The organism is Limnohabitans sp., assembly GCF_046052765.1.
Lineage (GTDB): Bacteria > Pseudomonadota > Gammaproteobacteria > Burkholderiales > Burkholderiaceae_C > Limnohabitans.
In genome coordinates this window covers 22,585-44,473 of the sequence record NZ_JAVLFQ010000022.1, presented here as the reverse complement: position 1 = coordinate 44,473, position 21,889 = coordinate 22,585, and the positions used below count along the sequence as shown (strand labels likewise).

The window sequence follows — 21,889 nt, the reverse complement described above, 5'->3', positions numbered from 1 at the left end:
AAATGGCTTTGTGCTTGCCGCGTAAACGGAGGGCTGCTTCGCTGGCAATCCGTCCGAGCACCTTGTCGGTGGCGTCAATCACAAACCACTCATGCGTCACGTCAGCGGGTTTTGCGCTGAATGTTGACATGGGAAATTCCTGGAGTGGGTTGTGGGGTTCTTTTCCACGGTCGGTGTTCTTCTATTGAGAACCTCTTAGGTGGGATTGACATATTCGCCGCGGAACCTTGGTCGCTGCGAAGCCTTCTATTCTATGCCAATTTATAGCCTCTTTCGAAAAATTGCCAGCACGCGTTACCATGGCGTCATGTTCAGTTACCGCCACGCCTTTCACGCAGGCAACCATGCCGATGTGCTCAAACACACGGTGCTGGTTGCAGTGATGAAGCATTTAGCACTCAAAGAAGTCGGCTACACCGCCATAGATACCCATGCTGGTGCAGGTATTTACCGACTTGATAGCCATGACGCCAACCAAAGCGGTGAGGCCAACGAAGGTCTGTTAGCCTTGTTGCGCCATAAATCCAAACTTGCCGGCCCCATGGCCGAATTGCTGATGGACTACAGGCGGGTGCTTGAACATTTCAACCCTCAAGGTGGCCTGCTCAACTACCCGGGTTCACCTCTGATCGCGCATCATTTGTTGCGAGAACAAGACAAACTCAAGTTGTTTGAATTGCACCCTACTGACATACGCGCACTTCAAACCCATGTGGAGTCTTTGAAAGCGGGTCGCCAGGTCATGGTGATGCACGAGGATGGTTTCGCAGGTTTACCTAAATACTTGCCACCTTCAACGCGGCGTGGCTTGGTCTTCATTGATCCCAGTTATGAAATCAAACTGGACTATGAACGCGTCGTGGTGGCTGTATCCATTGGCATGAAACGTTTTGCCACTGGCACCTATGTGATTTGGTACCCCATCATTCCCAGGCCGCAGGCGCACAGCTTACCCCGCCATTTGACCAACCTCGCAAGACAAGCCGACAAGCCTTGGCTGCACGCTACATTGCGCATTCGCACCGGGGCACGTACTGAAGCCACGGCAGGGGAAAAAGCCAAGCCCGTGGGTTTGGTAGACAGCGGGGTGGTCATCATCAACCCGCCATTTACCTTGCATGACCAACTGCAACAAGCGTTGCCACAAATGGTGCAACTGATGGGACAAGACCACTTGGCGGGTTTCAGTTTGGCACAAGGCTAAATCAAACCAAGGTTGCTGCAAATAGCCGTAGTAGGTGCCGATTGGTTCATGGTGTAGAAATGCAATCCAGGTGCGCCACCATTGCGTAATTGCTCGCACAAATCGCTGACCACATCCAGTCCGAACGCCTTGATCGATGCGGTGTCGTCGCCAAAGGCTTGCAGTCGCAAGCGTATCCAGCGAGGTATTTCCGCACCGCAAGCATCTGAAAAACGCATCAACTGGGACGAGCTGGTGATGGGCATGATGCCAGGCACAACCGGAATATCCGCGCCTAGTTTATAGGCCTCATCGACAAAGCGAAAGTAAGCATCGCTGTTGAAAAAATATTGGGTAATGGCTGAATTTGCACCTGCTTTGACTTTGGTCACATAAGCTTGCACATCTGCGTGCGGCGATTTGGCCTGCGGGTGCACTTCCGGATAACAACCGACTTCAATATGGAAATGCTCACCCGACTCCTGGCGTATGCATTCGACCAATTCACTGGCATATCTGAATTCACCGAAGGTGCCGTGACCGCTTGGCAAATCACCGCGCAAGGCCACCATGCGCCGTATGCCTGCTTTTTTGAATGCCGCCAGTTGCTGACGGACTGTGTCTCGCGTGGTTCCAATACATGAAAAATGCGGCGCAGCGTCAAAGCCATCTTGCAAAATACTTTGTACTTGTTGCAAGGTGCCGTCTTGGGTGGAACCGCCCGCACCATAAGTCACGCTAAAAAATTGCGGTTTAAGCGCATAAAGATCTTGCCGCACATTCAATAGTTTGACCGTTCCTTCTGGCGTTTTGGGCGGAAAAAATTCAAAACTGATAGGTATAGGACGTGATGAGCTCATACAAATTTCCTGCTGACATGAATGAAAAATTCCCGGTTACCGTCACCACCCGTCAACGGGCTGTCTAACCAATTCGACACCGACAGTCCAAGTTCGTTACAGGCCAATTCCAACCGTTGCTGTACCTGGGCATACAAAGCAGCATCTTTCACCAGACCGCCTTTGCCTATGTCTGCCGGTTGCAGTTCAAACTGCGGTTTCACCAACAACAACGCCTGCGCTTGTGGCTTCATCACTGCCGTCAACTCAGGCAACACCAGTGTGAGTGAAATGAAACTCAGATCTGCCACCACAAAATCAAACCCGCTGGGCGGTGTGTACGGCTGCAAAGGCGAGTCGGGCTTAGAAAGCATTCGTGCGTTGATTTTTTCAATGCACACCACACGCGCATCATCTCTCAATGAAGCATGCAATTGCCCATGTCCGACATCTACCCCAACTACTTTGGCTGCGCCATGTTGCAGTAAACAATCAGTGAAGCCGCCAGTTGACTGACCAACATCGAGACAATGCAAACCTTGAACTGACAACTTGGTGGTTTGCAATGCACCAGCCAGCTTTAAGCCGCCGCGCGACACAAACTCTAGCTCAGCCCCATCCAATAATTGCAATTCGCAATCCAAAGGCAGTAAGGCACCGTTTTTTTCGATGCGCTGCCAGTGATGCAAAGGCATCCGCCATTGCACACCGGCGGCGATCAAACGCTGGGCTTGCGAGCGCGATGCAGCCAGACCGCGCTCGACCAGCAACTGGTCGGCGCGCATCTGATCAATAGCGGTAGGTGTCGGCTTTGTAGGGGCCGCTTTTGCTGACGCCGATGTAGGATGCTTGCTCGTCTGTTAGCTCGGTCAGCATGGCGCCGACTTTCTTCAAATGCAAACGCGCGACTTTTTCATCCAAGTGCTTAGGCAGCACATACACCTTGCCGTTTTCGTAGTGGTCTTGGCGTGTGAACAACTCGATTTGCGCAATGGTTTGGTTGGCAAAGCTCGATGACATAACAAAGCTGGGGTGACCGGTGGCACAACCCAAATTCACCAAGCGACCTTTGGCCAACAAGGTGATTTTCTTTCCGTCAGGGAAGATGACATGGTCGACCTGAGGCTTGATCTCGTCCCACTGCAGTTTTTCAAGAGAAACCACATCGATTTCGTTGTCGAAGTGACCGATATTGCAAACAATGGCCTCGTCTTTCATGGCAGCCATGTGCTCATAGCGAATCACGTTTTTATTGCCGGTGGCAGACACAAAAATATCGGCTTTGTCGGCAGCGTACTCCATAGTCACCACTTTGTAGCCTTCCATCGCAGCTTGCAAAGCGTTGATCGGGTCAATTTCAGTTACCCACACTTGGGCGCTCAAGGCGCGCAAGGCCTGGGCAGAACCCTTGCCCACGTCACCATAACCAGCCACACAAGCCACTTTGCCAGCGATCATCACGTCGGTGGCTCGCTTGATGGAATCGACCAACGATTCGCGGCAGCCATACAAGTTGTCAAACTTGCTCTTGGTAACAGAGTCGTTCACATTGATCGCACGGAACATCAACGTGCCCTTGGCAGCCATTTCGTTCAAACGCAAGACGCCGGTGGTGGTTTCTTCAGTGACACCAATGATGTGGGCTGATTTACGGCTGTACCAAGTCGGGTCGACCGCCAACTTGGCTTTGATGGCGTTGAACAAACACACTTCTTCTTCGCTGCCAGGGTTGTTCAAAAGCGATGCATCTTTCTCTGAGCGCTTGCCTAAATGCATGAGCAAGGTGGCGTCGCCACCGTCGTCCAAGATCATGTTGGGGCCTTCGCCGTCAGCGCCCTTGGCAGCAAATTCAAAAATACGGTGGGTGTAGTCCCAGTAATCGTCCAGGGTTTCGCCCTTGTAAGCGAACACTGGTGTGCCATTGGCAACCAGCGCGGCGGCAGCGTGGTCTTGGGTAGAGAAAATATTGCATGAAGCCCAACGTACTTGAGCGCCCAAGGCTTGCAGAGTTTCGACCAGCACAGCCGTTTGTATGGTCATGTGCAAAGAGCCGGTTATACGTGCGCCTTTCAATGGCTGGGCTGTGGCAAATTCTTGACGAATGGCCATCAAACCAGGCATTTCAGTTTCGGCTATTTTGATTTCCTTGCGGCCCCAGTCGGCCAAGCTCATGTCAGCGACATGGAAATCGGTGGTTTGGGTGGGTTTGAGAGATGCGTTCATGTGGAGGCTCCAAAAAAAGTTCAGGGCCACGGACACGCAAAGAAGCACAGGATGAACCGAGGTGCTCACCTCACATTGTCAGTGGGTGAGCGCAGTTGGAAAGGGTTCCGAGCCTCACAACTTGAATGTTGCTGCAGCGCTCCTCGGTGCGTGAATTGTATTTCAAAAATGATTCAACACAGACTAAACTTGGGGTAACCCTAAATATTGAATCGCCTAGGATGACGCTCAATAAAAATTATCTTTTTTACCTTTGGGTACTGAGAAAACTGCCGCTTACATTGCGGAGTTCTCAAAATTTCTATTTTTTAATCAATTCAGCGGCAGCCGTTATTTTTTTAATCCCTATTGCCATTTTTATGGCGCTCGTTGGCAATCCGGTGGCCGGATGGTCTTGTTTGTTGGCAGCCTTTGTGCTGTTGGTTAATTTGTGGTTCTGGCTCAAGGGATTGGGCATGCTGTGGGCGCATGCTTTTTTCCAAGTTAGCTTGATCGCACTGATTTTGTTCAATGCGGCAATGACGGATGGCTTGAAATCTGTCTATGTGATTTTCATGGGATTGGTTCCTTTGTTGGCCGTTTTTTGCATGAACCGTCAGTGGGCCATTTTTTGGGTGGTAGCGAGTTTTTTCAGCTTGCTGGCCATGTTTTTTGTCCAGATCAACGGGCTTTTGCCAAACATGCACTTCTTTGCTTGGCAGGAGTTGGCCATCAGTTTGATGTGCATCATGGTGATGGAAATCACCCAAGTGATTTTGGTGTTTGTCTACGACTCGGCCAATGCGCAATCCAATCACCAAATGAACCGCGCCAATAAACGACTGGCTGGCACATCACAGGCTCTGAAACTCGCAGATTCTCACAAAGACAAATTTTTGGCCATGGTCAGCCATGACATGCGCACACCACTGAACGCTGTGATCGGATATTTAGGCTTACTTCAAGACACCAAGCAATTGCCAGTGGAATCCATGGGCTTTATCACCAGTGCGCAACATGCGGCAGCCCACTTACTGACTGTCATCAATGATTTATTGGATTTTTCTCAAATCCGTCTTGGCCAACTTGCTTTGCATCCTCAAACAGTCAATTTGCGACAGGTTTTGCAGCAAACCTTTCATACCTTGAATCACCAAGCACATGAAATGCAGCTGGAATATCGATTGACTTTGGCTCAAGATTTACCCCTGTGGGTCAGCATAGATCAAAACCGCCTGTCACAAATTTTGATCAATTTACTGGGCAATGCCATCAAATTCACACCACAAGGGTATGTGCATATGAAAGCACATACCTTCAGCAACGATACAGGCACGCATCTGGTGGTGAGTGTGCAGGATTCAGGCATAGGCATGACTGCTGAACAACAAGAAAAAATTTACCTGCCTTTCACTCAAGTGCATGATGTGCAAACGGCCATGCGTCTGAGCGAACCGATGCGTGGCAACGGACTGGGTCTGGCCATCACCATGAGTTTGGTCAAAAGTTACCAAGGTAAGTTGCACCTTGTCAGCGCTCCTGGCCAAGGCTCGACTTTCACTTTGGAGATGCCGCTGACTTTGGCCCAAGAGCCAGTGCAAGCCACCGCCAATTTCAATACTTCAATCAGCCAAGACAGCAGTCTATTGAAGCTCCTGGTGGTCGATGACAACAATGTCAACCGTTTGTTGGTGATCACCACCTTGTTGCGAAGCTTCCCCAATGCATCCATCGAACAAGCTGAAAATGGACAGCAAGCCTTGGACCTGATGCAATCACACATCTACGATCTGGTGTTGATAGATCTGGTCATGCCAGACATAGACGGCGCACAGGTGGTTCAACAGATCAGACAACATGCAGACCTGCCTTTTTCGAAGGTGCCGGTGGTTGCCTTGACCGCGAATTTGGCACAAGATGCCATGGACAGGTGCCGTGAAGTGGGCATCAATCATGTTCTGCCAAAACCATTTGATCGCAACATGTTGCTGCGCACCGTGCGTTATTACACGGTAGACCATCAACAAGGTGAGCTCTGATACTTGCATGCCATCGGGCTATGATCCCGACTTATTCCCCCACAAACACCATGACCACAGCCTTAGAGGAAGTGCGCCGACGCCGCACTTTTGCCATCATTTCCCACCCCGACGCGGGTAAAACTACGCTCACCGAGAAACTGCTCTTATTCTCCGGCGCGATTCAAATTGCGGGCTCTGTTAAAGCACGCAAGGCCTCGCGCCACGCCACCTCCGACTGGATGGAGATTGAAAAACAACGCGGCATTTCGGTGGCTTCGTCGGTCATGCAAATGCTGTACCGCGAGCACGTCATCAATTTGTTGGACACGCCAGGTCACAAAGATTTTTCTGAAGACACCTACCGTGTGTTGACTGCGGTGGACTCGGCCTTGATGGTGATTGACGCGGCCAACGGTGTAGAAGCGCAAACCCGTCGATTGATTGAAGTCTGCCGTCAGCGTGACACGCCCATCATTACCTTTGTCAACAAAATGGACCGGGAGGTGCGTGACCCCTTGGATATTTTGGACGAAGTCGAGCGAGAACTCGGTATGCCCTGCGTACCCATGACATGGCCAGTCGGCCAAGGCAAAAGTTTCGGCGGCATCATCAATTTGCGCACGCATGCCATGACCGTGTTCGAGTCTGGCAGTGAAAGATTACCGCAAGATTTTGAGACGATTGCGCTGACCGAACAAGCGGACTTGTCACATCGCTTTGGCATGGAATGGTCATCAGCCATGGACAGCATGGAACTGGCCACCGGTGCCTCACCAACATTTGACCGCGAAGCTTTTTTGAACGGCAAACAAACGCCGGTCTTTTTTGGCTCTGGCGTCAATAACTTTGGCGTGATGGAAGTGCTCGATGCATTGGTTGATCTGGCACCGTTTCCCCAAGCGCGGCACAGCTCGCTACTGGTCAATAAGCAAATGGTAGAGAAAACCGTTCAGCCCGAGGACAGTGGTTTTTCTGGCGTGGTTTTCAAAGTTCAAGCCAATATGGACGCCAATCACCGTGACCGTATCGCATTTGTACGCGTGGCCTCGGGCAAATATTCGCCTGGCATGAAACTCAAAGTGCAACGCAGCGCCAAGGAATTGCGACCGACTTCTGTGGTGACATTCCTCAGTCAACGGCGTGAGGCGGTGGAAGAAGCCTATGCAGGTGACATCATCGGTTTCACCACCCATGGTGGCGTGCAACTGGGTGACACCATCACCGACGGCAGCAGTTTGCAATTCACCGGCCTGCCTTTTTTCGCGCCGGAATTGTTCATGACGGTATTACTGAAAAATCCACTGCGCACCAAACAACTGCAAACCGGTCTTGAGCAACTCGGTGAAGAAGGCGCAATTCAAGTCTTCAAACCCGAGATTGGTGGCCCGATGTTGCTTGGCGCCATCGGTCAATTGCAGTTTGAAGTGGTGCAACACCGATTGAAAGCCGAATACGACTGCGATGTGCGACTTGAATCCTGTCAATACACGGGCGCACGTTGGATCACTGCCGACACACCTGCTCAATTGCGCGAGTTCAGCAACGCTTACCCGCAACGCATGGCGTTGGACGCAGCCCACACATTGGCTTACCTTTGTACATCTCCTTACGATGTGCGACTGGCCCAAGAACGCTTTCCGCAGATTCATTTCCACCCCTTGCGCGAACACGCCGGTCTGTCACTGGGCTCGGCAGGTTAAGGACACTTGGATGCACAAGTTTTGGCTGCCTTCTGACTTAAAGCCTTTGCTGTGGTTTTTTTGCTGGGTGATGGTGGCAGTTAAATTGCTGCTCTACCCCGTTTCAACCAGCCACGGCGGGCGTCCAGCCAGTGCTGCAATCTCCACCATACCGAGCCACAGTGATCATGTTTGGACCCTTGAAGCACAAGGTTTGGTTCCACAACCGCCGCTTGTACCTGCTGCTCACGCCAGCAACTTGGTGGCATTGCCAAACGATCCTCGCTTCAGTCTGGCCGTATTTTGGTTTGCAGGCAGTAAAGAAGCGCAGCCAGATGTGCGAATTGCCATGTCGCTGTGGTCGCGTCAACAACAAGCATGGACAGAACCTGTTTGGGTGGTTGATCGCGTATCCGCTGGCGATGCATTGGGAAAAGGGATTTTGCATTTCGGCAACCCCGTCGCCTGGCTTGATCAGCAGCAACGTCTGCATTTGTTTGTCGTCGGTACGGGACTGGGCGGATGGGCCGCATCCAGGGTGGTGCATCTGCGTCAGCCATCTGACCACATCAGTCCATCGCAGCCCCATTTCGAGGTCATCGGTCAATTGCCACTCAGTTGGTTGTGGAACCTGAGTCATTTGGTGAGGCACGCGCCACTGCCCTTGGCCGATGGCGGAATGGTGCTGCCATTGCATTTTGAGTTGGGCAAGCATTTCCCAGTATTTGCCTGGTTCAGTGCAAACGGGGAATTTCAAGGCATACAACGATTGGTACACATCAACCATGTATTGCAGCCAGCGGTTGTGGCAATGAACGCCACACATTGGCTGGCTTATATGCGTAGCTTGCCTCCTTATGAAAAAGTCAGTCTGATCAGCAGTACCGATGCCGGTGTTCATTGGTCCTCGCATGATGAATTGAGCATGAGCAACCAAAACTCAGCGGTTGCTGCGTTACTGCTTCCCTCCTATGGTGTGGTCATGGCACGCAATCCCTTAGAACGCGCACGCAGTCTGCTTGTGATGCACAACAGCGAGGATGGTTTGGCTTGGACTGCGCCACAAACATTGGCCGACGGTTCGACGGGCAGCGAATACTCCTACCCATCACTGAGTTGGGTCGATGATCGTTTATGGATCAGCTACACCCATTTGCGACAAGGTATTGCTTGGCAACGCTGGCGCAGCGAATCAGCAGTGAAGGCCAAACCATGAACATCTGGGACTGGCTGGCTCAAACCGCAACCGTATTGCCACAACTGCAAATGCAACAGGTGTTCCACACAGCGAGTTGGTTGGCTGTATTGAGTTGGTTAAGTGTGAAATTTATTCCTTTGTATGACAAGCAGTGGCGCTGGTTGGTTTCCAGTTTATTTGGGTTCTTGGTGTTGCTGTGTTGGAGCACCCCTTTGTCAAGCCTGGGCTTGGCATTCCAATCGCCAAGCCTGATGTCCTTGTGTCTTTGTGTAGCTGCCGCATGGGAAGACTTGCGGGGCCCGTCAAGACGGCTTTTCTACAGTACGCTTGCAGTGCAAGCATCGGGCTGGATGTGGTTACTGCCGATCACAGTTGGATGGATGCTGTTAATGGATACGTTTGGTTTCCTGCCATGGGACATTTACAGCATAGGTTTTGAGCCAGCGTTGGTATGGTTGGCTTGGGTCTTGATGGGTTTATGGATGGCCAGTGCTTATGTATTGACTTTGGCTGAATGGCACAGAAAGGTAGCCACCTGTGTATTGGTTGCTACCGGCTTGTTTGTGTATACACACGCACCTTCGGGCAATGCCTGGGATGCGTGGTTAGACCCGGGCTTGTGGCTGTTTGCTCACATCCGATGGCTACAGTCAGTCTGGTTTCAACGGACCCGCATCAACCACTCCTGACGCCATAACCATTCGCGCGGACGGTTGATATTGTCAAGGTTAACCTGACCCGGCTTTAAGCGTTGTTCAATGTCCCAACGCATGGCCACACGTTCACACGACTTCATGACTTCACACGGCAGTGCCTCTGAACCCTCAAGTCTGGCCACGATGAACCATGTACCTGGCGTGTTGTCACTGCCCGTAGTTAACGCATCGATTCTGTGTTGATCGGGTTTGAACTTGTTGTTACCGGGCAATAAAAATTGCAAACGTTCAAACTCCCCGTTAAACCCCTCATTCACCCAAACGGTATCAGCTTGGGGACGATCTGGTCTGTCACCTTGAAAGGCGATACGCTCACCAGACATACCTTGCAGCAAGGCATTCAAACCTAACATGGCCAAAGCCGCGCACTGCAATGAAGAAAAAACACCAGATGCTTTCACCCGCCACATGCGAAGCCAAAGCATGCTGACGGTCAGGCTGCAAAGCACCACCAGAATTGTAAGAGTGGGTGGCAATAAACCGATTGCACTGGCATGCATGGCAAGCCACAAAAGCACACTGAGCATGGCAAGGGACAGAAAACCTGTGAATCGCGCGACCAAGAGAGAAACATGCTTCACATGCAAGGCCATGAGCATGGCCAACGCAGGCATCACAGGCAACAAGTAACGGCTTGAGCGCTGACTGGGCAACAGAAACACGACGCACCAAACAACTATCCATACAACCAAAGAAAAGCTCAGTTGCCCACGCCATTGAGTGAAAACATTTCTTCGCTGACGCCAAGCCAGTCCAAGCAAAGCCAACACCCAGGGAAACAACAAGCCGGTGTTTTGTAAAGGTGCGGTGAGATAGTCGCTGGAACCTTTCCAACTGAACAACTGCGCCCAATAGCCAGCTTGATTGTTCATCTTGCCTGCATTTTCTTTTTGCACAAATTCGCGCCAGACTTCCTGCGGTTGCGGGTCAATCAACAACCAACATGCAAATAAGCCGACCGCCAGCAAACCCATCCAGGCAATCTGTGCGGCAGAAACCACAGCAGCGCGATAAGACCAACGGGGTTGCATGGCCATTCGCATCAACCACACACCGATAGCAACAGGTGCAATCAAAGCAAATGACTTATAGGCAAGCCCTATGCCGGTGAGCAAGCCCAGTAATGTCCACCCTAGCCATTCTTGCCATGTGTTGTTGATGGCTGCTCGAGGGCTGTCTTTTGCCGCGGTCCATAAAACAAAGCCCGGCGCCAAGCTGAACCAGAACATCTCAGGTGCAGTGGTCAGGTAGGGGCGACCATAGCGGAACGTGCCCCAAAACAAAAGCAAGCACAACACCGCCCAAGCTGGTGTTTGCCATTCACCCAGCCACCGGTGTAACAACATACCCATGCCCGTACATACAAGCATGAGATACACCAAACTAGGCAAACGCAAAAGCCACAGTTGCCAATATTGACCCCAGTCGCTGACCCACATGCTCTGCCAGAACAGCATCGGTGGTTTGGTGTTGCGCATGTCATTCAAGTCGGACACCAACGGTAACCAATGTCCACTGGTTGCCGTCAATCGGGCAATGTGCGTATAAACCATTTCATCGCCATTGCTAGGCATGTAAATACTGTCTATGCCCCAAACATACATCAGTGCAACTGCCAGTACCATCAACCACAATGTCTTGGTGCTAGGCGTCAGTCTGGCTGTGTTTGCGTTGCCCATGACGGTTATTTCGATTGCTTTTGACGAAACGTCCACCGGTCATTGTTTATATAGTTGATGACACTGGCCATCAGTATGGACATGATATTGGCTAACAAGTAATACATATGACCAGACAGCAACAAGGTCAGCCCGTATTGAATAAACATACCCAGCCAGCACGAGAGCGCATATTTCACAAAGCGCTTGCCCGTGCTGCGATCCACTGCCAAATTCGCGCCAGGCTCATCGACCAAACGGTCAGACCATGTCCATAAACTGTTCCAGGCGAAATTATTTACCGTTGATACAGCAATTGCCAGCACCAAAGCCAATGACAATCTCAGTGAAGTATCAGCCACTGCAAGCGGTAACACCCATTCTTGACATATGAATAAAACAACCACATTGACGACTGTGCCTGAAGCACCGACCGTGGCAAAGCGGATATAGCGCCAGCGGAACAAACGGGTCAGCAACGGCTGCATGAAAGCCAGCTTCGCAGGCAAGCGAAAAGGCAAGTTGTTTGAATGCAACTCAGGCATAGGCAGGGTCTCTGGGCTCGCACATGTCAAGTTGTGTCAACGCCAGCGACAGCACTTGCGCAGGCTCGATACGCTGCAAGCATTGGTTATCTCCATCGCATGGGGTAGCCCGGTGGTTATAAGCAGTCAAACAAGGTGAACATGCCGCATGACTCTCTAAAGCGATTGCGCGCGATGTCAAGGGTCCATACAGTGCACTGGTTTCGGGGCCGAAAAACATCAGCGTGCGAATCGGTGTCAAGCTGGCGAAATGGCCAGGGCCGCCGTCATTCGTGACCAACAGGTCACAGTGAAAAAACAAACGGGTCAAGGCTTCCAAGTTTTGGGTGTAACCCACAAAATTCAGGCAATGGCTGTGATCGCATTGCGCTTGAATGGACTTGGCCAGCACCAGATCTTCAGGCAATCCGATGATGCCCACGGCATATCCTTGTTCACACAACCCTTTGGCAAGCACAGCGTAATGTGCGGCAGGCCAAGCGCGGATAGGCAATAAACCACCGCCGGCATAAAACAAAATTCTTTTCTCGGCTTGCATGAACAACGGGTAATCTCGGTGCAGGTCTCGCGTGAAATCGGCCATATTTCCATGCGTGAAATGCACTTCTAAACCAGAGTCCTGGGGCTTGAAGGTCAAAGGTATGGCTTTGGTGCGCGGCGTGCAGTGAGATTGCAACGAGTCCACCAGCGCCATAAATTGCAAAGAGATATGACGGTAAGGGTTATAGGGAATAGCAGCATTGAAAAACGAGCCACGGTACAAACCTTCCTGGGTATGCGGCGTGAACCCAGCACGCAAACGTGCCCCACAGCCATAAGCCAGAAGCGCACTGATGCGTGAAAACAATTCGCAATCAATCACCGCATCCAGTTTCATGCCACGCAATCGCCAAAGCACACGTACCAAGTCGCCCAACAGACCGAACAAGCTGCTGTCGTCAATACCGTGCAAATGTGCCTCTGGCACCAAGCCGAGCAAGCGTGCCACTGATTGGTTGCGCTTGAGTTGCAGTATGTGAATCTGCGCGTCAGGATGGTTTTTTCTTATCTGCGCAAACATAGGGCCAGCCAGCACCATGCTGCCCATCTCTGACAACATGATGACCAGCACTTGTTGAATAGGGTGAGAATCTTTGATCTCCCGACCAAAGTACTTGTCCCACAGCGACACCAAGGCACATAAGAAGGGACCGACCCAGGCGTCGATTCGGCGTTGTGTATTTAAATTCATAATCAGCAGCGCAGATTGTAGTCAGCCCATTCAGGTTGGCTTAGGCTGGCATTGATTGCCGTGCCAACACAGGCTGCAGCGCCTTGCCGGTGTGTGTGCCGAGTTTCACCAGCGCCTCCGGCGTGTCGGCAGCAACCACCCGCCCGCCACCGTCACCGCCTTCAGGGCCCAAGTCAATCACCCAATCTGCTTCGGCAATCACGTCCAGATCATGCTCAATCACCACCACGCTGTGACCGCCATCCACCAACCGATGCAGCACACGAATCAATTTGTCCACGTCAGCCATGTGCAAACCCACGGTTGGCTCGTCCAACACATACAAGGTATGCGGCGCCTGCTGGCCGCGGCGTGTGATGTCGTCACGTACTTTAGACAACTCGGTCACCAGTTTGATGCGCTGCGCTTCTCCACCGCTTAAGGTGGGTGAGGGTTGACCCAATGTCAGGTAGCCCAGTCCCACATCTTTGAGTAATTGCAATGGGTGGCTGATGTGAGTCATGGCTGCAAAAAACTCCACCGCCTCATCGACTTCCATTTGCAATACATCGCCTATGCTTTTGCCGCGCCAGCGCACCGCCAACGTTTCAGGGTTGAAGCGCGCACCCTTGCAAACTTCACACAACACTTTGACATCGGGCAAAAAGCTCATTTCAATGGTCCGCATGCCCTGGCCTTCACATCCTGGGCAACGGCCTTCGCCGGTATTGAAACTAAAACGACCGGGACCGTAACCGCGCGCGCGCGCCTCCAGTGTCTCGGCAAACAACTTGCGAATCGTGTCCCAAAATCCGATGTAGGTGGCCGGACAACTGCGCGGTGTTTTGCCTATCGGTGTTTGGTCTACTTCTAGTACGCGGTCTATGCTTTCATACCCGCTGACAGTGGCACAACCGATCCAAACCGGATGTTTGCCAGCATCGTTCGCTTTGCGCCCTGCCTGGGTAGAGCGTTGCCCCACCACCGCATGCACATTGGTTAACAACACATCGCGGGCAATGGTGGATTTGCCTGAACCGCTCACGCCTGTCACTGCAACCAGACGCTGCAAGGGCACATCGACAGTGATGTTGTTCAAGTTATGTAAAAAAGCGCCGGTGACCCTGAGCATGTCTTTTTTGGGCTTGACCAAACGGCGCAATTGCATGGGATGGTGCATGGCGTGTTTCAAATAACGTCCGGTTTGCGAATCGGGCGACGCCATCACATCGGCCACTGAGCCTTGCGCCACCAGATGGCCGCCGCGTTTACCCGCACTGGGGCCAATGTCAATGATGTGGTCGGCACGGCGAATGGTGTCTTCGTCGTGTTCCACAACCACCAGCGTATTGCCTTTGTCACTCAACACTTTCAAGGCGTCGAGCAAGATACGGTTGTCACGCGCATGCAAGCCTATGGTTGGTTCATCCAACACATAACACACACCTTGCAAATGGCTGCCTAACTGCGCTGCCAGGCGAATACGTTGTGCCTCGCCGCCGCTGAGCGTGGGCGCACCCCGGTCCAAAGTCAAATACCCTAAACCGACGCTTTCTAAAAACTCTAAACGGCTTTGGATCTCGGGTAACAAGTCGCGTGCAATATCCGCTTCACGACCGGTCAGTGTGAGTCCGTCGGCCCAAGCGCGAATGCGAACCACACTCATGCGTGCCAATTCAGTGATGGATACACCGGCAAACTTGACGGCACGCGCCGTTGGGTTCAAGCGGGTGCCGTGGCACGCTGAGCAGGTTTGATCAGCCACATCTTCTATCTCGGGCTCTGCAAAACTTTTTTCACGTCCACGTTCCTGCGGATCTTGTACCGAATCGTCCAGCGCCGCACGTTGCTCTCGGGTCAAAGCGGTACCGGTTCCCACACATTCTGAGCACCAACCGTGTTTACTGTTGTAAGAAAACAAGCGAGGGTCAAGTTCAGCATACGAGGTATCACACACCGGGCAGGCTCGCCGTGTGGAGAATGCCTGCAAGCGACCGATGTGCGCAGTGATGTCACCCTGCTCCATGGCTTGTTGTAGTCCGTCGAGTTCACTCAATACATGCAGCACACCCTTGCCATGTTCCAACGCAGTCAGCATGGCCTGCCTGAGTTCAGCCTCGCGTGAAGGCTCTACCGTGAGGCTGGCCACCGGTAATTCGATCGTGTGTTCTTTGAAGCGATCCAATCGTGGAAACCCAGTGGTCGGCAAGAATTGACCATCAACCCGCAAATGCGTAAACCCGCGTGGTCGCGCCCAATCGGCGAGTTCGGTGTATACACCTTTGCGGTTCATCACCAAGGGACTGAGCAAGCCAATGTGCTGGCCGCGAAACTGCTTCATCAGCAAAGCTGCCAAGCGGTCCGGGGTTTGCGGTTGAAGCGGGACATCGTCGTGTATGCAATGCTGCGTGCCTAACTTGACATACAGCAATCGCAAAAAATGCCAGACTTCGGTGGTGGTGCCCACAGTACTTTTGCGTCCACCACGCGAGAGCCTTTGTTCAATCGCTACTGTGGGCGGAATCCCATACACCGCATCGACTTCAGGCCTGCCTGCGGGTTGCACAATGCTGCGTGCGTAAGCATTCAAACTCTCCAGATAGCGACGCTGACCTTCATTGAACAATATGTCAAACGCCAACGTGGACTTGCCCGAACCACTGACGCCGGTGACCACATTGAACTGGCCGCGTGGAATGTCAACGCTCAGATTTTGCAGATTGTGTTCTTTGGCGTTGATGATGCGTATGTTGTTGTTGAGGACTTGGCCCAGGTATTTGGCTGAGGGCTCGGCTACTTCAAGTGCTTTCTTTGATGCGACTGGGTTGACGCCGCGCTCCTCATACGCTTTCTTTGATGCGACGGGGGACAGGCCGGGCGACGATAAAGGCTTGCCGTCTGAGGAGTCCGGCCTGTCGTCTAGCGCGTCCACACCAGAACCTGAAGCACCAATCGCATCCTCACCCAAAACGGAGGAAACAAGCAACTGGCCCATAGCCTTTACATACTGACGCAAGGCCTCGCCAGTGTGTGAACTCGGATGCTCGCGCAATTGCTCTGGCGTGCCCTCTGCCACCAACAAACCACCGGCCTCGCCACCTTCAGGTCCGAGGTCAATCAACCAATCACTGGCCCGAATCACATCCAAATTGTGTTCGATAACGATCAACGAATGACCGGCATCCAGCAAACGGCGTAACGCACGCATCAACTTGGCAATGTCATCAAAATGCAAACCGGTGGTAGGTTCATCAAACAAAAAAATCACGCCTTTGCGGGCTGCAGGCTGACGGCTTGAAGATGCATTCTTGGCCGCCTCGGCCAGAAAACCTGCCAATTTCAATCGCTGCGCTTCACCGCCACTGAGCGTGGGTACCGGTTGGCCTAGGCGCACATACTCCAGACCGACATCGACAATAGGCTGCAAAGCGCGAACCACGTCGCGGTCGCCGGCAAACAACAGCGCGGCTTCGCTGACGGTCAGTTGCAGCACATCGGCGACATTCAAATACTGCAACTGGTCCGAGCCTGCTGGTTTACGTTCAATCTTGACTTCGAGAATTTCCGGCCGGTAGCGCTGTCCGTCGCAATCCGGGCAACGCAAATACACATCGCTCAAAAATTGCATTTCCACATGTTCAAAGCCTGAGCCACCACAGGTCGGACAGCGGCCATCGCCGCCGTTAAAACTGAATTTGGATGCGGTGTAACTGCGTTGGCGTGACATCGCCGTGTTGGCAAAGATTTCACGTATCGCGTCCCAAGCGCCAACATAACTGACAGGATTGGAACGCGCGGTCTTTCCTATGGGTGACTGGTCAACAAACACCACATCGCTCACATGATCCGCGCCGAGCAAGCGGTCGTGCGCACCCGCGCCTTCGGTGCTTTTGCCGAAATGCCGCAGTAATGCAGGGGCGAGTATGTCTTGGATCAATGTGGATTTGCCCGAACCGCTGACACCGGTGACAGTGACCCAGCGTTGCAAGGGAAACTCTATGTTCAGGTTTTGCAAATTGTGTTCGCGTGCACCTTCGAGAATCAGCCGAGGCGTGGCATCGCTGACCATGCGCTTCAAGCCAATGCCTACTTGTTTGCGCGCGCCCAGGTAAGCGCCGGTCAGCGTATCTGCGTTTTTCAGCTGTGCGGGTGTACCGTCAAACACCACTTGTCCGCCGCGTTCCCCTGGCCCCGGCCCCATGTCAACGATACGGTCGGCTGCGAACATCACTGCCGGGTCATGCTCGACCACCACCAGCGTATTTCCCGCATCCCGCAAGCGCAGCATGGCTTGGGTAATGCGGTGCATATCGCGCGGATGCAAACCAATGCTGGGCTCATCCAACACAAACAAGGTATTGACCAGCGATGTGCCCAATGCCGTGGTCAGGTTAATGCGCTGAACCTCGCCACCACTGAGTGTTCGGCTTTGCCTGTCAAGACTCAAATAACCGATGCCCACATCGCACAAATATTTCAACCGTGTGCGAATTTCATCCAACAACAAATGCAATGCCTGTTGTTCAGCCTGTGCATGGGCGGTCAGCGAAGCATCGCTGGCCATGTGATCAAAAAATTGCCGTAACCTTTCGATGGGCAACAGCATCATGTCGTACAAACACAAACCGGGCAGAGACTCCACTTGGCTACGCGTCCATTGCACGCCCGTCGGTAAAAAACGTTTGGCGGCTGGCATGGCCAGCTCAGCCCCAGCCAAACTGCCGATACGCCACAACAAGCTATCGGTTTGCAAGCGCGCACCATGGCATTCGCCGCACAAGGTGTAGGAGCGGTACTTAGACAACAGCACACGGATATGCATTTTGTAAGACTTGGTTTCCAGGTACTCAAAGAAACGCTTCACGCCATACCACTGCTGGTTCCATTTGCCGCTCCAGTGGGGTGATCCGTTGATCACCCAGTCATGTTGTTCGGCGGTTAATTTGTACCATGCCGTATCTCTTGGAATACCCGCGGATTCCGCGTGTCGCATGAGATCGTCTTGGCACTCCTGCCAAGCAGGCGTTTGCATGGGTTTGATAGCACCCATACGCAGTGTCAACTTGTCGTTCGGGATCACCAAACCATAGTCCACGCCAATCACCCGACCAAAACCTTTACACACCGGACAAGCACCAGCCGGTGAGTTGAATGAAAACATCGATGGTGTGGGTTCGCTGTAGCGCAAATCGCTGTCCGGACAATGCAAGCCGGTTGAAAAGCGAAATGCTTCGCCGCTGCTGTCTGCGTCTGTATCGGCCGTTATGCGGTAAGCGGTCATGCGCCCATTGCCACGCTGCAATGCAAGTTCTATCGCCTCCATGGCACGCACTTGCTCCACGCTTTGCATGCGAAAACGGTCTGCCACCACGTCCAGCACTTGTCGATTTCCGTCGGGCTGGGGCTTAGGTTTGACGGTTTTCTTAGCCGCCGCTGTTTTTTTCGCTGCAGCCGTTTTTTTTCTTAAGGGTAGTGCGGCATCAGCCACGTAGCTCACTTCGCGTTGTGCATGAATGCGTGTAAAGCCACTGGCACTTAACCAGGCCTGCAATTCATCGGCACTGGTGTTGACAGGCAACTCGACAGGAAAAGTGATGACCCAGCGCGGGTCTGCGTCGCTCAAGTCCATGAGCTTTTTGTAAATACTGTCAGCGCTGTCGTGCGCTACTGCTTGTGCCGTTTGTTTGTCAAACAACTGACCGGCGCGGGCAAACAACAATTTCAAATGGTCATTCAACTCGGTCATGGTGCCGACCGTCGAGCGCGAACTGCGCACCGGGTTGGTCTGATCGATGGCAATCGCGGGCGGCACACCCTCGACCTTGTCCACTGCGGGGCGGTCCATGCGGTCCAAAAACTGACGCGCATACGCGCTGAAAGTTTCCACATAACGCCTTTGTCCTTCGGCGTACAAGGTATCGAACACCAAGCTGGATTTGCCCGAACCGCTGGGGCCGGTGAACACCGTTAACTCGTTGGTACGGATATCGATGTCTATGTTTTTGAGATTGTGCTGACGGGCACCACGAATGCGAATAAAACCTTGGCTCATCCCGCCATTATTCACCGAGGTAGGCGGCGCGTACTTTAGGGTCATGCAGCAGGGCTTTGGCTTCGCCTTGTGCGCTGATTTCACCGGATTCCATGACGTAAGCACGTTGCGCCATTTTCAAGGCACGGCTGGCGTTTTGTTCCACCAGCAACAAGGTCACGCCCAAGCTGGCAACCTCGGCAATGACTTCAAAAATTTTGTCCACCATGAGGGGAGACAAACCCATGGAAGGCTCGTCCAGCAGCAACAAGCGGGGCCGACTGAGCAAGGCACGTCCCATGGCCAGCATTTGCTGTTCGCCGCCGGACAAAGTACCAGCCAATTGCGTCCGGCGCTCTTTCAAGCGAGGAAATAAAGCGAAAACGCGCTCAATGTCGGTTTGAATACCAGCGGTATCGTCGCGCAAATAAGCACCCATTTGCAGATTTTCAAGAATGCTCATGCGGGTGAATACGCCCCGACCCTCTGGCACCATGACCAAGCCTTGTCGAACCAAATCCCAACTGCCTTGACCCAGGATATCGCGGCCCAAGTATTCAATTCGCCCGGCTGATGGGGGAAGTGTGCCGGTGATGGCTTTCATGGTCGTGGTCTTGCCTGCGCCGTTGGAGCCGATCAGCGACACCAGTTCGCCTTCATGGATTTCAAAACTGATGCCTTTGACCGCTTGAATCCCGCCATAAGCAACGCGTAAATCTGTGACCTGCAGCAAGGCGCTCATTCAATGCTCTCCTGTGCCGAGGTAGGCTTCAATGACCTTGGGGTCGGCTTGTACCTGCGCCGGTGTGCCTTGTGCAATTTGTTTGCCATAGTCCAATACTGTCACCGCATCGCACAAGCCCATGACCAATTTGACATCGTGCTCGATCAGCAAAATGGTGCGTCCGTCATGACGTATGCGGTCTATCAATTCACGCAGTTGCACTTTTTCCGTGGCATTCATGCCGGCCGCTGGTTCGTCTAAAGCGATCAACTGCGGGTCCGTAGCCAATGCACGGGCAATTTCCAGCCGACGTTGATCGCCATAACTGAGGGTGCGCGCCTTGTAGTCGGACAGTTCGCCAATACCCACATAAGCCAGCAACTCTTGTGCACGTTGTTCGATCGCCGCTTCTTCAGCCCTAAAAGCTTTGCTGCGAAAAATCGCACCCAGCAAACCCGAACCGGTGCGCACATGCCGCCCCACCATGACGTTTTCCAGCGCCGTCATTTCAGCAAACAAGCGTATGTTTTGAAATGTGCGGGCAATCCCAGCTTTGGCGACTTCGTGAACAGCCTTGGGTTGGTAAGGCTTGCCTGCCAGTTCAAAACTGCCGCTGTCTGGTGAGTACAAACCAGTGATGACGTTGAAGAACGTGGTTTTGCCAGCGCCGTTGGGACCGATCAAGCCATAGACTTGACCGGCTTGAATGGTCATTCCCACCTCACTCAGCGCCTGCAAGCCGCCGAAACGCTTGGAGATGCCTTGTACGTTCAAGACCGGCGTTGTCATGCTGACCTCTTATCCGCAGGCATCGCCTTACCGTGTTCAGGCGCCGGCCACAAGCCGCGCGGTCGCCACAACATGATGAGAATCATGGCCAGCGCAATCAGTAGTTGACGCAAGATAGCCGCGTCCAAACGCCCACCAGTCAATTCCTGCAAGGGACTGGCCACGTAACGCAACACTTCAGGCAAGGCTGACAACAACACCGCGCCCAATATGACCCCCGGCAAATGACCGAGTCCGCCTAGCACCACCATGGCGACAATCATGACCGACTCCATCAAGCTGAACGATTCGGGCGATACAAAGCCTTGAAACGAAGAAAACAAAACACCAGCAACACCGCCAAAAGCCGCGCCCATGCCGAACGCCATGAGCTTGAGGTCACGGGTGTTCAAACCCATGGCTTTGGCTGCGATTTCATCTTCTCGGATAGCCATCCAAGCGCGTCCGATGCGCGAACGCTCAAGTCGGTAACAAATGAGTGCACTGACCAGCACCACCAACAAAAACAAATAGTAATACTGCGTGACGCCAGGCAATTCGATGAAACCCAAGTCAAGTTTGCGCGACAGCGGATGCCCCATGACCGTCATGGCATCGATCTGCCCCAAACCTTTAGGTCCGTTGGTGATGTTGACCGGGTTGTCCAAGTTGTTCATGAAGACGCGGATGATTTCACCAAATCCCAGCGTGACTATCGCCAAATAGTCACCGCGAAGTTTCAAGGTGGGCGCGCCCAGTAGCACACCGAACAAACCAGCCAGACCCGCGCCCAAAGGTATCACTGCCCACAAAGGGGTGTGTAAGCCGGCGGGAAACATAGCGGCCATCAACGGAAAAGTGTCGGTCAAATGCGGCGACGCCAGCAGCCCGAACATATAGGCACCTACCGCAAAAAATGCCACAAAGCCCAGATCAAGCAAGCCAGCATAGCCCACCACAATGTTCAAACCCAAGGCCAGCATCACATACAACAAGGCCATGTCAGCAATGCGCACCCAGCCGTTGCCTATGGTTTGCAAGCCCAAGGGCAACAGCAGCAGCAACACGGCCCACAGAGCATATCGAATGAGGGGAGTCGCGGAGGTATTTGCCAT

16 protein-coding genes and 1 riboswitch are annotated in these 21,889 nt (G+C 52.9%); of the genes, 5 read left to right on the top strand and 11 right to left on the bottom strand.

Features of this window, described 5'->3' with window-relative positions:
• Nucleotides 1–130: uL13 family ribosomal protein (locus AC9UG7_RS02010; protein ID WP_509583583.1), on the bottom strand; the 130-nt coding region annotated here is incomplete at its 3' end.
• Between the two features lie 177 nt (nucleotides 131–307).
• Between AC9UG7_RS02010 and AC9UG7_RS02005 the strand changes: the two genes are divergently transcribed.
• Nucleotides 308–1,204, top strand: a complete 897-nt coding sequence (locus tag AC9UG7_RS02005) for a 23S rRNA (adenine(2030)-N(6))-methyltransferase RlmJ (RefSeq protein WP_509583581.1) — start codon at nucleotides 308–310, stop codon at nucleotides 1,202–1,204.
• Here AC9UG7_RS02005 and metF read toward each other — a convergent pair.
• From metF to ahcY, 3 genes are read right to left on the bottom strand one after another with little or no spacing between them, the layout of a single operon-like run.
• Nucleotides 1,201–2,043 (bottom strand): methylenetetrahydrofolate reductase [NAD(P)H], encoded by an 843-nt coding sequence (gene metF / locus AC9UG7_RS02000; RefSeq protein WP_509583575.1) that lies wholly within the window; start codon nucleotides 2,041–2,043, stop codon nucleotides 1,201–1,203. The two genes, AC9UG7_RS02005 and metF, sit on opposite strands and share 4 nt — an antisense overlap.
• Nucleotides 2,040–2,807 carry a TlyA family RNA methyltransferase gene (locus tag AC9UG7_RS01995; RefSeq protein WP_509583573.1) on the bottom strand — a complete coding sequence of 256 codons (768 nt, stop codon included), beginning with the start codon at nucleotides 2,805–2,807 and terminating at the stop codon, nucleotides 2,040–2,042. The genes metF and AC9UG7_RS01995 overlap by 4 nt, the downstream gene beginning before the upstream one ends.
• Nucleotides 2,808–2,811: 4 nt before the next feature.
• Nucleotides 2,812–4,245 carry an adenosylhomocysteinase gene (ahcY, locus tag AC9UG7_RS01990; RefSeq protein WP_509583571.1) on the bottom strand — a complete coding sequence of 478 codons (1,434 nt, stop codon included), beginning with the start codon at nucleotides 4,243–4,245 and terminating at the stop codon, nucleotides 2,812–2,814.
• Nucleotides 4,246–4,325: 80 nt separating this feature from the next.
• A riboswitch (S-adenosyl-L-homocysteine riboswitch) is annotated at nucleotides 4,326–4,396 on the bottom strand.
• Between the two features lie 208 nt (nucleotides 4,397–4,604).
• Here ahcY and AC9UG7_RS01985 point away from each other — a divergent pair.
• From AC9UG7_RS01985 to AC9UG7_RS01970, 4 genes are read left to right on the top strand one after another with little or no spacing between them, the layout of a single operon-like run.
• Nucleotides 4,605–6,263: an ATP-binding protein gene (locus AC9UG7_RS01985; RefSeq protein WP_509583569.1), complete on the top strand. Its 1,659-nt coding sequence runs from the start codon at nucleotides 4,605–4,607 to the stop codon at nucleotides 6,261–6,263.
• A 50-nt stretch (nucleotides 6,264–6,313) separates the two neighbouring features.
• The gene (locus AC9UG7_RS01980; RefSeq protein WP_509583567.1) at nucleotides 6,314–7,945 is read left to right on the top strand and encodes a peptide chain release factor 3; all 1,632 of its coding nucleotides are present in this window, start codon (nucleotides 6,314–6,316) and stop codon (nucleotides 7,943–7,945) included.
• A 10-nt stretch (nucleotides 7,946–7,955) separates the two neighbouring features.
• Nucleotides 7,956–9,140 carry an exo-alpha-sialidase gene (locus AC9UG7_RS01975; RefSeq protein WP_509583565.1) on the top strand — a complete coding sequence of 395 codons (1,185 nt, stop codon included), beginning with the start codon at nucleotides 7,956–7,958 and terminating at the stop codon, nucleotides 9,138–9,140.
• Entirely contained in the window at nucleotides 9,137–9,811 is a 675-nt protein-coding gene (locus AC9UG7_RS01970; protein ID WP_509583563.1) for a hypothetical protein, read from the top strand. Before AC9UG7_RS01975 ends, AC9UG7_RS01970 begins: the two co-directional genes overlap by 4 nt.
• Here the strand turns inward: AC9UG7_RS01970 and AC9UG7_RS01965 are convergent.
• The 7 genes from AC9UG7_RS01965 to AC9UG7_RS01935 are packed head-to-tail and all read right to left on the bottom strand — an operon-like array spanning nucleotide 9,784 to nucleotide 21,889.
• Nucleotides 9,784–11,517 carry an ArnT family glycosyltransferase gene (locus AC9UG7_RS01965; protein ID WP_509583561.1) on the bottom strand — a complete coding sequence of 578 codons (1,734 nt, stop codon included), beginning with the start codon at nucleotides 11,515–11,517 and terminating at the stop codon, nucleotides 9,784–9,786. The genes AC9UG7_RS01970 and AC9UG7_RS01965 overlap by 28 nt on opposite strands.
• A 5-nt stretch (nucleotides 11,518–11,522) precedes the next feature.
• Nucleotides 11,523–12,041, bottom strand: a complete 519-nt coding sequence (locus AC9UG7_RS01960; protein ID WP_509583559.1) for a GtrA family protein — start codon at nucleotides 12,039–12,041, stop codon at nucleotides 11,523–11,525.
• The gene (locus tag AC9UG7_RS01955) at nucleotides 12,034–13,272 is read right to left on the bottom strand and encodes a glycosyltransferase family 9 protein (RefSeq protein ID WP_509583557.1); all 1,239 of its coding nucleotides are present in this window, start codon (nucleotides 13,270–13,272) and stop codon (nucleotides 12,034–12,036) included. Before AC9UG7_RS01955 ends, AC9UG7_RS01960 begins: the two co-directional genes overlap by 8 nt.
• A gap of 40 nt (nucleotides 13,273–13,312) precedes the next feature.
• On the bottom strand, nucleotides 13,313–19,303 hold the full coding sequence (uvrA, locus tag AC9UG7_RS01950; RefSeq protein ID WP_509583579.1) for an excinuclease ABC subunit UvrA: 5,991 nt from the start codon (nucleotides 19,301–19,303) through the stop codon (nucleotides 13,313–13,315).
• A 7-nt stretch (nucleotides 19,304–19,310) separates the two neighbouring features.
• A complete protein-coding gene (locus AC9UG7_RS01945) occupies nucleotides 19,311–20,024 on the bottom strand; it encodes an ABC transporter ATP-binding protein (protein ID WP_509583555.1) in 714 nt (237 codons plus the stop codon).
• The gene (locus tag AC9UG7_RS01940; RefSeq protein WP_509583553.1) at nucleotides 20,025–20,795 is read right to left on the bottom strand and encodes an ABC transporter ATP-binding protein; all 771 of its coding nucleotides are present in this window, start codon (nucleotides 20,793–20,795) and stop codon (nucleotides 20,025–20,027) included.
• Nucleotides 20,792–21,889, bottom strand: coding sequence for an ABC transporter permease subunit (locus tag AC9UG7_RS01935; RefSeq protein WP_509583551.1), 1,098 nt, complete (start codon nucleotides 21,887–21,889; stop codon nucleotides 20,792–20,794). Before AC9UG7_RS01935 ends, AC9UG7_RS01940 begins: the two co-directional genes overlap by 4 nt.